Origin of the sequence: Aeromonas sp. 11P (assembly GCF_051920165.1) — a bacterium.
GTDB classification, from domain to species: Bacteria; Pseudomonadota; Gammaproteobacteria; order Enterobacterales; family Aeromonadaceae; genus Aeromonas; species Aeromonas veronii.
Window position 1 is genome coordinate 1,608,992 of record NZ_JBQBDJ010000004.1, and the last position, 13,526, is coordinate 1,622,517.

Genomic DNA, 13,526 nt, shown 5'->3' on the forward strand with positions numbered 1-13,526 from the left:
TTTTAGCCCCAGACTATGCCGTGACTATGTATAAATGTGACAAAACGTAACAAGAGCGGGGTAAGCTCACTCTGTTTCAGGTCGCGCCGTTTGTTTTCACGCCACATCGCATACACTAACGACAATTTCCTTCGCAACCCGACTGACTGCCTATGCCCAAAACGTCTGACCCCCGCTTTCTCACACGTCTGACCTGGCTGCTGTTCGCTTTGGTCATCCTGCTGGTTGGTCTGACCTTGCGGCAAAACCTGAAACAGATAGAAAACCTCTACCAGACCGATACCCTCAACAGCGCCATTCACCTGCGGGATCAGTTCAAGCAAACCGAAACCTTTCTCGAAGCGATGCGTGGTCAGGCCGAAGAGCGACTGCGCAGCGATCCCCAGTCGGTACTCACCCGCCAGCTCTATCGCCATCTTCAACAGCTGCCGGGTGTGGGACTGGTGCTCGACCACCTCCCCGCCGACTTGCCTGCAGGGCTGGCAGGCAACCTCACCGGTGACGGGCCGCTGCCATCCCCCGGCAGTGCGCGGGAAGCGCAACTTCATTTGGCGCTGAGCCTCTCCCCCTTGCTGGCCACCGCCAGCCAGCGCCTTGGCAAGGAGATCGCCTGGGTCTACTTCACCGGCGTGGACAACTTTATCTATCTCTATCCCTGGATCCCCTCCAGTCAGTTTCGCTTTACCCGCAGCATCTATGACAAGCACTACTGGCAGGATGCGCTAATGTCGCCCAACCCCAGCCGGGACACCATTATCTCCCGCCCCTACGAAGACTTCGCCGGACTGGGCACCATGGTCACCATGTCACAGCCTCTCTACAAGGACGGCTCACTGGTGGGGATGATCAGCATGGATATCCTGCTCTCCCGCTTGCAGTTGCAACTCGATCGGCTGACGCCAGCGTTGGGGGAGTATCTACTGCTCAATCAGTACCATCAGGTGCTGGCCAGCAGTACCCCGCAGCCAGAGATCCCCCGGGATCTTGCTCCCACAGCACACTACCAGTGGCGAGAGGGGGCATTGCAACTGACTCTTGCAGTCCCCGATACCCCGTTGCGGCTAGTTCACAGTGTCACTCTGCTGCCACTGGCATGGGCCCTTGCCTGCCAGTCCGCACCGACCCTGCTTGCCATTCTCTTTATGCTGCTGGCCGCCCTCTCCAACCTGAGATCCCATCGTCTCAACCAGCGGCTCAATTACCTCTCCTGCCACGACGCCCTCACCGGTGCCTTCAATCGCCACTATCTGGTGCTGCTGGAACAGACGGGCGATCTGGCCCGGCTGCAAGCGGGGATCCTGATGTTCGATGCGGATCACTTCAAACGGGTCAATGACAACTTCGGCCATGCCGTCGGCGATATGGTGCTGATCCGGCTGGTGCAGATCTGCCAGCAGCAGCTTAGGCCCACTGATCGCCTGATCCGCTGGGGAGGCGAAGAGTTTCTGCTGCTGATTGGCCGCAGTAACGCCGCACAGATCGGCGAACTGGCGGAGCGGCTGAGAAAAGCGGTGGCAGATCACGACTGGGCCGCCATCGAACCCGGGCTGGAGGTCACCATCAGCCTCGGCTATCTGCCCCACCAGGAGAACCTTCCCCTGCACGAAGCGGTACGCCGCGCCGATGTGGCGCTCTATCAGGCCAAGGCCAACGGTCGCAACCGCAGCGAAAGATGGCAGGGTGACGCCTCCTGACTCTCGGAGTAAGCTGACCCCTCAACCCCTTTTTGGAGGACTGTCGTGCCACGTAAACCCCGCGTTGGGCTCGCTCTCGGGAGCGGCGCCGCCAGAGGATGGGCCCATATCGGCGTCATCCGCGCCCTTGAACGTCTCGGCATCAAACCGGATTTGATCGCTGGCTGCTCCATCGGCAGCTTTGTCGGTGCCGCCTATGCCGCCGGAGAACTGGATCGGCTGGAAACCTGGGTGCGCGGCTTTACCCGCCTGCAGGTGGTCAGCCTGCTCGACCCGGCCCTCTCCGGCGGGCTGTTTCGCGGCGAAAAGGTATTTGGCCTTGCCGCCAGCCATCTGGGGGATCCCGATCTCGAGAATCTGCCTATCCCCTTCGCCTGCATCGCCACCGAGCTCGATACCGGCCGCGAAATCTGGCTGCAACAGGGCCCGCTGCGCCAGTCGGTGCGCGCCTCCTGCGGCATGCCGGGGATCCTCACCCCGACCCGGGTCAACGACCGCTGGCTGGTCGATGGCGCCGTGGTCAATCCGGTGCCCATCTCGCTGGCCCGCGCCATGGGGGCCGAGGTGGTGATTGCGGTCAACCTCAACACCGATATGCACCAACCTTGGACCGACGAGCCGGATCAACCCGGCAGCGGCGGTCTGCTCAGCCAGTGGCTCAATCGCGGTGAATCCGCGCCAGCCACCCCGGGTCTGTGGAGCGTGATGAGTGGCTCCATCAACATCATGCAGGAGCGCATCACCCGCGCTCGGATGGCCGGTGACCCGCCGGAGATCCAGCTCTGCCCGCGCCTTGGCAGCTTCTCCATCATGGATTTTCATCGCGCCAGCGATGCCATCAACGAGGGGGAAGCCTGCGTCGAGCGCAACCTCGATCAGCTCAAGGATGAACTGGGCCGCCTCGGGTTGCTGGGCAGTTAGTTGTCGACATGCTGCGGTTTACACATGAAAAAAAGCGCCATTCGGCGCTTTTTTTCGACTTCCTTATCCGGTCACTCCTTACGGTAGAAGAGCAACCCGAGCAGAATCACCCCCACAGAGACCAACAGATAGAGCCCCAGACTGGGATTGGTGATACCGCCATACAGAATGATGAGCGCGCCCAGGGTGGCACAGGTCGGGATCACAAACCGCTTTATCCAGCCCAACTCGGTAAAGGTGCGCATGTACCAGACATAGAGGAACAGATAGAGGCCATAAATCAGCACGATCGGCATCTCGTCCAGGGCGATGTAACGACCGAATGTCTCGTTGATGCTGCAGTACCACAGCACCGAGTAGATCACCGACAACAGCGCTGCCGCGAGGGCCGAGTTGATTGGCATGTGGTGATGTGGTTCGATACGGCTCATCCACTTGGGGGCTGGCCCCTGATTGCGGATCGCCAGCGAGTAGGGAATGCGCATGGTCGCCAACACCAGACCATTGAGGGTGCCAAGGCAGGAGATAATCACGAACACGGTCAAAATGGTCGAGGCAGTCCCGCCAAACAGGCTGGTTGTCGCGAGATTTACCGCGTTATCCCCTTGCGCCACTATCTCGTCCGTCGGCAAGACACTGGCGATCCCCAGAAAATAGGTGACGTAGACCACAAAGACTATCAGGGTGCCAATCACCAGCGCTCTGGGCAGATTTTTCTTGGAATCGCGAATTTCGCTGTTGATGGTCACGGCAGCAATCCACCCCTCATAAGCGAAGGCGGTGGCAACCACGGCCGTAGCCAGAGTGCCTCCGGTGCTTCCTATCCCATCCATTGCCTGCACAAAGTTGGTCACGGTGACACCATTGAGCAAGCCTGAAATGGTGCCCACAATGGCCACCAGGATCAGCGGGATCAACTTGATCAGGGTAGAGCCCACTTGCAGCTTGCCCGCCAGGACCGGGGTATAGAAGTTGATCAGATAGGTGACCGTCATATAGACAGCCGCCAGTATCCAGGTCGCACCAGAGTTGGTCGGATTATCACTACCGAGCAAGATCATGGTGTACAGAGCGGCGACCCAGGCAAGGATGGAGGAAAGAGGGGCGTAATAGAGTACGCCTTTGAACCACCCCACCAGATAACCAAACATTTTGCCGTATGCCGCTTCGGCATAATCGACGATACCGTTGGACTTTTCGATCCGCTGGGCAAACTCGGCAAACACCAGCGCGCCGAAGATCATCGAAAATGCCCCCAGCGCCCATGCCAGCAGCGCAATAGCCAGATTACCGCCAGTCAGACGCAGTACATCATCGGCCTTGAAGAAGACACCGGAGCCGATCACCACGCCGACCACCATCGCAATGGCAGTCATCAGGCCATAGCGTTTATCCAACTCATTACTGCTCATACCCATACTCCATACCGATTGCTCATATCATCCTGAATGTAATAGTGTTCGGGTGGCCAGATACCACCAGGGGCCCACTTTTCGGGGCCGCTTATTCTCGTTGGCCTGCATGGATAATTCAAAGCCTGTTAGATCAAAATATCGATCGGCAACCCAAAAAAAATACCGCCCGAAGGCGGCATTTCTATTCACATCGATGATCACGCCTTGGCGAGGTCATCCGGGCCAATCTGGCCGATTTCGGCGACTTTCTTGTCTGCCAGCAGCCAGAGGGTGAACTTGTGCAGATCCGGGTGGTGCGCCAGGGCAACCAGGAAGGCGCCCCCAACTTCACGGTAACCCAGCTCGTAGTTTTTCAGCGTGGTGGGAGGAACGCCCAGCAAATCTGCAAACTTAGGACGGCTCAAACCGACCGCTTCACGGATCTGACGGATCTTCTTGCCAACAGTGACGATATTTGAATTCATAATGTTCCATACTCCGTTTGGCGGATTTACTCCGCCTTTTATTTTTCGCGACGACTCGTAGTCAAGTGTATCAGTTTTGTTCGGACTCGTTATGGTCGAGCCTCTATCTTATGAGCGCCTTTCGGCGACAACCCTTGCCTTCAAGGGGGGATGGTAATCGCTCAGCCGCCTCAGGTAAACAGTCTCGAAAAGAAACCTTTATTGTGGCCCCCCCAATAACTCGTATAATCCGCCGGATACCCATTAAGAGGAATAAGTATGGCGTTTCCCGGCATTATCTCTCGCCTGCACCCCGTATCCAGCACAGAAGAACTGGCACAACAGCGCCTGCAAGGTGAACAATATCGCGCCGAGGCATTCTGGCTTCCGGCCTTGATGTCCAGCCACGCCAGCGAACTGCTGGCAGCCCTGCCGGAGAGTTGCAGCCTGTTTCTTGAACAGTCATGCCCGGAGCTGGCCCTGCGCAGCCACGACGGCACCCTGCATAACAATGAGCAGATCGTCACGGTAAATGGTCAAGCTATTGCGCTGGCAACCACCCAAGGTGATGGTGGTCTGGTGCCCGAATCGGGCATGTGCGAGATGGCTGACTGGCTGGAGGCGGGACATCGCCACTTCATCTGTTCAGCTGCGGTTCAGCCTGTGGCTCGCGCCATCCTCAACATCTGGCCCCTTGACCCCTATCTGGCCCGACATTTCTTGATGACATTTATCCCCCTGCTGCAGAGCGCAACCCAGACAGATTACCTCGCGGTCTTTGCCGCCAGAGCGAATCCTGCCAGCCCGCATAGTGACTGGGTTCAGGCCTATATGAAGCTGGAGAAGAAACTGCACAGGGCCTATCTGGATCATTAATTAATCTGGATAAACAGCCATTTAAGGTCACGACACAATTTGCCACAAGGCTCATTTGTGAGCTTGATCATGTTTTAAAATCGGCATAGAGTGCGCCTCGTCATCGGAATGACATCAGTTGCCTGGCAGTGGTTTCTCACGCATTGCGTGCCATGCCAGCGCACTCGACACACCAGGAGAGTGTGCAACCCGGTTATACCGGGTCATCTGCCAGACTCGACGCCAGCCGTACGGCGGAGCCTGCAGCTTACATAAATTACAAAGTGTGAAGCACGTGAATAACGTGCGATCTCAACGAGGATTTTTTTATGATGAAAATGGCTCCTTCCATGATCGCCATCGCCATGGCTGCTCTGGGTGCTACCGCTGCTCACGCCGCTGACGACATCTACTTCGGTGCCGGTGTCGGTGCTACCCACTTCAACGGTCTGAACAAGCTGGAAAGCACCAATGTCGGCCAGGAAGACGCGGCTGCTGCCAACGCCTTCATGGGTTACAACTTCACCGAAAACTTCGGTACCGAACTGGGCTACCAGTACACCGGTCGTGGCAACACCGACGGCAACCGTTACGAGAGCCAGGGTGCCACCCTGTCCGGTATCGCTCGTCTGCCGGTTGGCAACGACTTCTCCCTGTTCGCTGAAGGCGGCGCCTACTGGGGTCACACCGATGGTCTGGGCACCAGCGACACTAAAGTTTCCCCGCTGGCCGGTGCTGGTGTGACTTACAAGGTAAATGACGCGCTGGATCTGCAAGCTCGCTACCGCTACATGTGGGACGTGGCTGACCTGCACGCCAACGGTGAGCGTTACAAAGCCAACCAGAGCATCGCTACTCTGGAAGCGGTATACCACCCGTTCCGCACTTCCTACGTAGCTCCGGTAGCTGCTCCGGTTGTTGAAGAAGCGCCGGCTCCTGCTCCGCAAGTAGTAGAGAAGAACTTCGCCCTGAACTCAGACGTGCTGTTTGCCTTCGGCAAAGACACCCTGAAGCCGGAAGGCGTTGCAGCCCTGAACGGTCTGTATCAGCAAATCGTTGAGTTCCAGCCGAAAGATGGCAACGCTGTTGTTGTTGGTTACACCGACCGTATCGGTTCCGACGCTTACAACCAGAAGCTGTCTGAAGCCCGTGCCCGTACCGTTGCCAACTTCCTGGTGAGCAAAGGTATGGCTGCCAGCAAAGTTGCCATCGAAGGTCGTGGCGAAGCCAACCCGGTTACCGGCACCAAGTGCAACGGCGTAACTGCTAAAGCTCAACTGATCTCCTGCCTGGCTCCGGATCGTCGCGTAGAAGTTCGCGTATCTGGCGTACAAGAAGTTCAGCAATAATCTTACCTCGTTCAGATAGTGCGAAAAAAAGGGATGCTGAGGCATCCCTTTTTGTTTGTCTCATTCTCGCTTGTATCCCTCAATTCCCCCTCCCTGCGCTTGCCTGCCCCGCCTCGAAAGCATAAAGTAGTTGCGCCTGTAAGGTATTGGATAAGCACTAAAAAGCGCTTTTTGTCCGGTCTGTTGTCCATGACGCCAATGCATCATGAGAGTCCCAAGCCTTCGCTATCCACTTTGCTGGCGTTTTTCGCAGCAATAAAAACAAGTGCATTGCCCGACATGGGCTAACACAACGAGGATAAACCGATGAAACTAAAAATGGCTCCTACCCTGATTGCACTGGCGCTGGCCGCCGCAGGCACCACCGCTCAGGCTGCCGATGACTGGTACACCGGTGTTGGTGCAGGTTGGGCATATGCTCACAACCTTGACGATGTACAAGGTCTGGATACAGACAAAGACGCCACCGCGCTGAGCCTGTTCGGCGGTTACAACTTCAACGACTACTACGCAGCGGAACTGGGCTATCTCTACGCCGGTAAAGCGGGCGTGGACGGTGCCGATTTCAAAACCCAGGGTGCAACCCTCTCCGGTATCGCCCGCCTGCCGCTGGGCGACATCTTCTCGGTGTTTGCCGAAGGTGGTGCCTACTTCAATCACGTCAACGGCAATGGCAACAGCGACAACGGCACTGCACCACTGGCGGGTCTGGGTCTGACTGCCAAGCTCTCCGACCTTATCGATGTGCAAGCCCGCTACCGCTATCTGTGGAATCTGGGTGACGAGCAGAAAACCTGGGAGAGCGACATGAGCGTCGCGACCCTGGAGCTGGTGATGCACCCGAACCGTACCTCTTATGTTGCCCCGGTTGCCGCCCCTGCGCCTGAGCCGGTTCCCGAGCCGGTACTGGTCGACAAGAACTTCGCCCTGAGTTCTGACGTGCTGTTTGCCTTTGGCAAATCCACCCTCAAGCCAGAAGGTGTCGCAGCGCTCAACACCCTGTATCAACAGATCGTTGATGTTCAGCCGAAAGATGGCAGCGCCGTGGTCGTCGGTTACACCGACCGTATCGGTTCTGATGCCTACAACCAGAAACTCTCCGAAGCGCGTGCTCGTACCGTAGCCGACTTCCTGGTTGGCAAAGGTCTGCCGGCTGGCAAAGTTGCCATCGAAGGTCGCGGTGAAGCCAATCCGGTCACCGGCACCCAGTGCAACAGCGTCAAGGGCAAGGCTCAGCTGATCTCCTGCCTGGCACCGGATCGCCGTGTAGAAGTACGCGTCACCGGCGTGCAGCAAGTACAACAGTAATCCTGCAGTCCGACATAACAAGGAGGCCACCTGGCCTCCTTTTTCTTGCCGCTTATTTCACCCACCTTGTAGCCCTCCTTTGCCCCCTTCCTCTTCCCGTCTCGCGTCCATGGTTCACGGCGTGCCCCCATACCTCTTTGGTGGTTAAAAACAGCCCGTCACCTATACATAAGTGTGGGGGTTGACCAGCAGGCAACCTCACTACACCAAACATCGACGAGGATACGCGATGAACATAAGAGTAAAACCTGTGTGGATTGCACTGGCATTGGCGAGCACAGGCGCACAAGCGGAACCGGTTCACGACTGGTATGCAGGGATTGGCGGTGGCTGGGCCATTGCCCACAATCTGAATGATTTCAGTCAGGATGTCGGCAAGGATGCGACTGCGCTCTCCCTGTTTGGCGGCTATAACTTCACGGAAAATCTGGGGGCCGAAATTGGCTATCTCTCCACCGGTGACTGGGATATCAGCGGCCATGACTTCAACAGCAAGGGAGCCACGCTGTCAGTCATTGGCCGCCTGCCGCTCAGCGAGATGTTCTCGCTCTTTGCCGAGGGCGGTGGCTATATCTACCACGTCGAGTCGGTCAATGGCGGGGACGACAACCTGGCGCCGCTGGCGGGTCTGGGAGTGACAGCCCGGCTCCATGACTGGGTCGATCTGCAGGCACGCTACCGCTACATAGTGCGCGTTGGCGATGATCCGGATAACGGCAAAGCCAACAGCGGCACCCAGCGCTGGGTCAGCGACATCAGCACCGCCACGCTGGAACTGGTGATCCACCCGAACCGCAGCCAACCCAAAGAAGCCGCCCCCACGCCCGCCCCGGTCGTGGTTCCCCCGCCACCGGCCGAACCGGAGGTGGTGGATCAGACCTTTAACCTCAGTTCCGATGTGCTGTTCGCCTTTGGCAAAGCGGACCTCAAACAGGAGGGGATGAGTGCGCTGGACAATCTCTACCAGCAGATCGTCGACGTGCAGCCCAAGGATGGCAGTGCGGTGGTGATGGGGTATACCGACCGCATCGGCTCGGATGCCAACAATCAGCGGTTGTCAGAAGCTCGGGCCCAAACCGTTGCCGACTTTCTGATCAGCAAGGGATTGCCTGCCGACAAGGTGAGCATCCAGGGCAATGGCGCGAGCAATCCGGTCACCGGCAACCAGTGTGATGCCATCAAGGCGAAGGCGGCGCTCATCGACTGCCTTGGGCCGGATCGCCGGGTAGAGGTGCGTGTCACCGGCGTACAGGGCGGCAGCGAGTAGTTCATCTTGAGGCGATAACCATGTCAGACGTGCAGTAAAAAGGGATGCCGAGGCATCCCTTTTGCTTTGCATCTTCTCGCAGAAATCAGAACGAGGTGCGGCGGTAGCGGCGATATTCCGGATGCCAGAAGTTGGCGTCGATGGCCTGATCGATCACCTCGTCCGGGGTCTGCACCGCCTTGCCCTGCAGCATGGCGGTCTTGGCCACCATCTTGGCGATGTAGCGGGAGACCTGATGGATATCCGCCAGATCCGGCAGCAGTGAGCCCTCCTCCCCTTTCACCAGCGGCGAGCACTCCGCCAGCGCACGGCTGGCCGACATCAGCATGGCATCGGTCACCCGGGTGGCGCCGGAAGCGATAACACCAAGGCCGATCCCCGGGAAGATGAAGGAGTTGTTGCACTGGGCGATGACGTAGCGCTTGCCCTTGTGCTCCACCGGTGCGAACGGACTGCCGGTGGCCACCAGCGCCTGACCGTCGGTCCAGCGGATAAGGTCAGCCGGCGTCGCCTCGACCCGGGAGGTGGGGTTGGAGAGCGGGAAGATGATGGGACGGGCACAGTGCTTGTGCATGGTCTTGACCACCTCTTCGGTGAACAGCCCCGGCTGACCGGAGACCCCGATCAGGATATCCGGGCGACCATGCTCCATCACCTCCAGCAGGGAGATATTGTCCCCCACCGGCCAGTCGGCGATGCGCTCCACCGGTTGGGAGAGACGGCGCTGGAAGTCGAGCTGGTTGGGGATCTTGTCGGTGATAAGACCGAAGCGGTCCACCATAAAGACACGGCTGCGCGCCTGCGCATCGGTCAGCCCTTCGGCCTTCATCTGCGCCACGATCTGCTCGGCAATGCCGCAACCGGCGCTGCCCGCGCCGAGGAAGGCAACCCGCTTCTCGGAGAGCTTGGCGCCGGAGGCCTTGCAGGCAGCGATCAGGCTGCCCAGCGTCACGGCAGCCGTACCCTGAATGTCGTCGTTGAAGCAGCAGAGCTCGTTCTTGTAGCGGTTGAGCAGCGGCATGGCGTTGTTCTGGGCGAAATCTTCGAACTGCAGCAGGATATCGGGCCAGCGGCGCTTGACCGCCTGAATGAAGGCATCGACAAACTCGGCGTACTCATCCCCCGAGATACGCGGATTGCGCCACCCCATATAGAAGGGGTCGTTGAGCAGTTGCTGGTTGTTGGTGCCCACATCCAGCACCACCGGCAGGCAGTAGGCGGGCGAGATGCCACCACAGGCGGTGTAGAGGGAGAGCTTGCCGATGGGGATACCCATACCACCGATGCCCTGGTCACCCAGACCCAGGATCCGCTCGCCATCGGTCACCACGATCACCTTGACGTTCTGCTTGGTGGCGTTTTGCAGCATGTCATCGATCCTGTCCTTGTCCGGATAGGAGATAAACAGGCCACGGGCGCGGCGATAGATGTTGGAAAACTCTTCGCACGCCTTGCCGACGGTCGGGGTGTAGATGATGGGCAGCATCTCGGTCAGGTGGTTGTGCAGCAGACGGTAGAAGAGCGTCTCGTTGGTATCCTGGATGTTGCGCAGATAGATGTGCTTGTCCATGTCGTTGCCAAACGCCATGAACTGGCGATAGGCGCGCTCGGCCTGCTCTTCGATGGTCTCGATATTCTGGGGCAACAGACCTTCGAGGTTGAAGTTGCTGCGCTCTTCGCTGGTGAAGGCGCTGCCCTTGTTGAGCAAAGGGGTCTCCAGCAGGGCGGGACCGGCGTAGGGAATGTAGAGAGGACGTTTCTGGTTATTATCTTCAAACATGGATCTTGGTACCTAAACGGTTAGCTAGACGCAGGGACCCGCCGATCCTAGGGGCTTGTCTCATTAATTTCAAAGAGTTTGCACATCCGTTGCAAAAGGTTTGCGACCCAGTCGACGAAAGGCGCCGGGGGTCTGACCAGTAAGACGGCGAAAGCGGTTGGCAAAGTTGGCCCCATCGCTGTAACCGACCCGGGCCGCCAGCTCGCCAAGTGGCCAGTTGGTATAGAGCAGCAGCTGGCGCGCCTTGTTCATTCTGAGCTCGGCCACCCTCGCCATCGGCCCCATACCGAACGCTTGCTGACAGAGACGATGTAGATGGGGCACCGAGCAGGCCATCTGTCGGGCCAGCAGGGCCACACTCCAGGGTTCGTCCAGGCGCGCCTCCACCCGGCGAAACAGAGCCTGCAACCTGAGTTCAGGGGTGCCGCGCACCTCCCCTTGCAGGGTGCGCTCCAGCAGCGCCAACAACAGGCTGAGCAGTTGAGGTTGCAGCGGAGAACGAACCCCCTCCCCCTGCATCAAGCTGAGCAGATGGTAGAGCTGATCGCCGCCATCCCCTTGCCAGATACGGTGCCCAAGGCGATGCAGATGCTGCCAGCGCGGCACGTCATCGAGCAAAATCCAGCTGATCTGCCAGCTTTCGCCAATCAGTTTGAGACCGCCGGGGACGGTGGCGGGCAGGAAAATCAACGACCCGGCCGGAATGGCTTGCTCCCCCTCGTCGGTGAGCAGCGCGCCCCCCTCATCGTGACTCACCATCAGGATGTGAAACTCGGGGCGATTGCGACGGATCAGGTAGTGATCCCGCACCCGGGAGAGACCGGTCAGGAAGATCCCCGCCTCGCCGAGCAGGGGCAGCCCTTCACGTCCCAGCATCTGCTCTTCACAGGCTGGCGCTATCTCCAGACACTCGCTGGCAAATGGCATAACACCTCAACAGGATAGTTTTACACAAGAAAACCGAGAGCTACTCACAGTGAGAAGAGCCTCACTAGCCCCTATCATACCCCTGACAAACCTTGCTTTTCTCATACCCGGTTAACAACTATGAATTATTGGCAAGCGATTTTAAAACAAACCACCGATCGCGAGTTCATGACCCGATTGTGGCGGCTGGCCCTGCCTGTCTCGCTGCAATCCATGATGTTCTCCCTGCTCGGCCTCATCGATATCATGATGGTGAGCCAGCTTGGCACCACAGCTGTGGCGGCGGTCGGCTTGGGTAACCGGGTCTTCTTTTTCAATCTGCTGGTGATAGCGGGCCTCGCGGGCGGGGTCTCGGTATTGGCAGCACAATACTTCGGGCGCGGGGAGATGGCCGGGGTACGCCGCTCCCTGGCGCTGGCCATAGTGGGTGCCCTGCTGGTCACCCTGCCCTTTGCCTTCATCTATGTGTTATCACCGGGCAGCGTGCTCGGCTTTGCCAGCCAGGAGCCAGCACTGCGCGAGCTAGCCGATCAGTTTCTGACGATCACCGGCGCCACCATCCTATGTACCGCCATCGTAGTGCCGCTAGAGTCAGCCCTGCGCTCGGTCGGCAATGCCGCCGCACCGACCCGCATCGGCATTATCGCCATCATCGCCAACGTCATCCTCAACTACGCACTCATCTTCGGTCACTTCGGCTTCGAGGCAATGGGGGTTGCCGGTTCGGCCTGGGGCACCACCATTTCACGGCTGCTGCAGACAGCCCTGCTGTTGCTCTACGTAAAGCGTTATGAGGCGCGCCTGATCCCGCGCGCACCAGACTGGCTAGCCGCCTTCAAGCGCAAGGAGGTGGTGCGCTTTACCCTGATCGCCCTGCCGCTGCTGTTCCATGACGGCCTCTGGGCCTTCGGCATGCTGATTTACGGCTTTCTCTACGCCCATCTTGGCACCGATTCGCTGGCCATCATGACCACACTCGGCACCCTGGAGAGCATCCTTATCTCCCTCTTCTTCGGACTGGCGGTGGCCTGCTCCACCCTGCTCGGCCACCGGCTCGGGGCCGAGGAGTACGAGGTCGCCTGGCAGCACTCCCAGCTGTTCCTGCTACTCGCCCCCATCGGCGCGCTACTGGTGGGGATCATCGTCTGGCTGCTGCAAGCCAACCTGCTGCAGTGGGTCGGCAACCTGCCCCCCGAGCTGATGACGGAAGCGGGACAGGTGCTCGGCATCATGTGCCTCGGGATGCTGCTCAAGGTGTTCAACATGGTGGGGATCATCGGAGTGCTGCGCTCTGGCGGCGACGTCAACTACAGCATCTTTATCGACATCGTCGGCATGTGGTGCATCGGCATCCCGCTCGCCTGGGTGGCGGTCACGCTGCTCGGCTGGCCCCTCTCCTGGGTGGTGGCGGTGGTCTTGCTGGAGGAGCTCAGCAAGGTGTGCTGGTGCAGCGCCGTATTCGCCAACGCTGCTGGTTGAAGAATCTGGTGATCGGATAAACAGCCACAAATCGGGGTCATATCAATGACAGAAAAACCCTGTTTGCAGTATGCTGGGCGCCTCTTCA

General features: G+C 58.8%; 10 protein-coding genes and 1 pseudogene. 7 read left to right on the plus strand and 4 right to left on the minus strand.

The window, feature by feature from the left end; genetic code table 11:
* Nucleotides 1–152 precede the first annotated feature (152 nt).
* Nucleotides 153–1,694 (plus strand): sensor domain-containing diguanylate cyclase, encoded by a 1,542-nt coding sequence (locus ACTG1P_RS07325; protein ID WP_440000886.1) that lies wholly within the window; start codon nt 153–155, stop codon nt 1,692–1,694.
* Nucleotides 1,695–1,739: 45 nt separating this feature from the next.
* Nucleotides 1,740–2,615 (plus strand): patatin-like phospholipase family protein, encoded by an 876-nt coding sequence (locus ACTG1P_RS07330; RefSeq protein ID WP_108613353.1) that lies wholly within the window; start codon nt 1,740–1,742, stop codon nt 2,613–2,615.
* Between the two features lie 71 nt (nt 2,616–2,686).
* Here ACTG1P_RS07330 and ACTG1P_RS07335 read toward each other — a convergent pair whose 3' ends face one another.
* Complete coding sequence (locus ACTG1P_RS07335) at nt 2,687–4,027, minus strand: APC family permease (RefSeq protein WP_440000887.1); 1,341 nt, start codon at nt 4,025–4,027, stop codon at nt 2,687–2,689.
* 200 nt (nt 4,028–4,227) lie between these two features.
* Entirely contained in the window at nt 4,228–4,494 is a 267-nt protein-coding gene (locus ACTG1P_RS07340) for a helix-turn-helix domain-containing protein (RefSeq protein ID WP_005338367.1), read from the minus strand.
* Between the two features lie 258 nt (nt 4,495–4,752).
* On the opposite strand from ACTG1P_RS07340, the gene ACTG1P_RS07345 reads away from it, so the two are divergent.
* The 4 genes from ACTG1P_RS07345 (at nt 4,753) to ACTG1P_RS07360 (ending at nt 9,252) form a co-directional block, all read left to right on the plus strand.
* A complete protein-coding gene (locus ACTG1P_RS07345; RefSeq protein ID WP_440000888.1) occupies nt 4,753–5,349 on the plus strand; it encodes a hypothetical protein in 597 nt (198 codons plus the stop codon).
* Nucleotides 5,350–5,657: 308 nt separating this feature from the next.
* The gene (gene ompA, locus ACTG1P_RS07350) at nt 5,658–6,677 is read left to right on the plus strand and encodes a porin OmpA (RefSeq protein ID WP_041234103.1); all 1,020 of its coding nucleotides are present in this window, start codon (nt 5,658–5,660) and stop codon (nt 6,675–6,677) included.
* A 306-nt stretch (nt 6,678–6,983) separates the two neighbouring features.
* Complete coding sequence (gene ompA / locus ACTG1P_RS07355) at nt 6,984–7,985, plus strand: porin OmpA (protein WP_278172522.1); 1,002 nt, start codon at nt 6,984–6,986, stop codon at nt 7,983–7,985.
* A gap of 229 nt (nt 7,986–8,214) precedes the next feature.
* Complete coding sequence (locus tag ACTG1P_RS07360; protein ID WP_440000889.1) at nt 8,215–9,252, plus strand: OmpA family protein; 1,038 nt, start codon at nt 8,215–8,217, stop codon at nt 9,250–9,252.
* Between the two features lie 85 nt (nt 9,253–9,337).
* On the opposite strand, the gene ACTG1P_RS07365 is transcribed toward ACTG1P_RS07360, so the two are convergent.
* Nucleotides 9,338–11,032 (minus strand): NAD-dependent malic enzyme, encoded by a 1,695-nt coding sequence (locus ACTG1P_RS07365; RefSeq protein WP_005338379.1) that lies wholly within the window; start codon nt 11,030–11,032, stop codon nt 9,338–9,340.
* Nucleotides 11,033–11,101: 69 nt separating this feature from the next.
* Complete coding sequence (locus ACTG1P_RS07370; protein ID WP_440000890.1) at nt 11,102–11,959, minus strand: helix-turn-helix transcriptional regulator; 858 nt, start codon at nt 11,957–11,959, stop codon at nt 11,102–11,104.
* A 120-nt stretch (nt 11,960–12,079) separates the two neighbouring features.
* Here ACTG1P_RS07370 and ACTG1P_RS07375 point away from each other — a divergent pair.
* Nucleotides 12,080–13,458: pseudogene (locus ACTG1P_RS07375) on the plus strand (MATE family efflux transporter).
* The last annotated feature ends 68 nt before the right edge of the window (nt 13,459–13,526 follow it).

Excerpts from the sequence above, each read along its gene's own strand:
- ACTG1P_RS07325 (WP_440000886.1), top strand. The coding sequence starts at position 153 with ATGCCCAAAACGTCTGACCCCCGCTTTCTCACACGTCTGACCTGGCTG.
- ACTG1P_RS07335 (WP_440000887.1), bottom strand. The coding sequence starts at position 4,027 with ATGAGCAGTAATGAGTTGGATAAACGCTATGGCCTGATGACTGCCATT.
- ACTG1P_RS07340 (WP_005338367.1), bottom strand. The coding sequence starts at position 4,494 with ATGAATTCAAATATCGTCACTGTTGGCAAGAAGATCCGTCAGATCCGT.
- ACTG1P_RS07345 (WP_440000888.1), top strand. The coding sequence starts at position 4,753 with ATGGCGTTTCCCGGCATTATCTCTCGCCTGCACCCCGTATCCAGCACA.
- ompA (WP_041234103.1), top strand. The coding sequence starts at position 5,658 with ATGATGAAAATGGCTCCTTCCATGATCGCCATCGCCATGGCTGCTCTG.
- ompA (WP_278172522.1), top strand. The coding sequence starts at position 6,984 with ATGAAACTAAAAATGGCTCCTACCCTGATTGCACTGGCGCTGGCCGCC.
- ACTG1P_RS07360 (WP_440000889.1), top strand. The coding sequence starts at position 8,215 with ATGAACATAAGAGTAAAACCTGTGTGGATTGCACTGGCATTGGCGAGC.
- ACTG1P_RS07365 (WP_005338379.1), bottom strand. The coding sequence starts at position 11,032 with ATGTTTGAAGATAATAACCAGAAACGTCCTCTCTACATTCCCTACGCC.
- ACTG1P_RS07370 (WP_440000890.1), bottom strand. The coding sequence starts at position 11,959 with ATGCCATTTGCCAGCGAGTGTCTGGAGATAGCGCCAGCCTGTGAAGAG.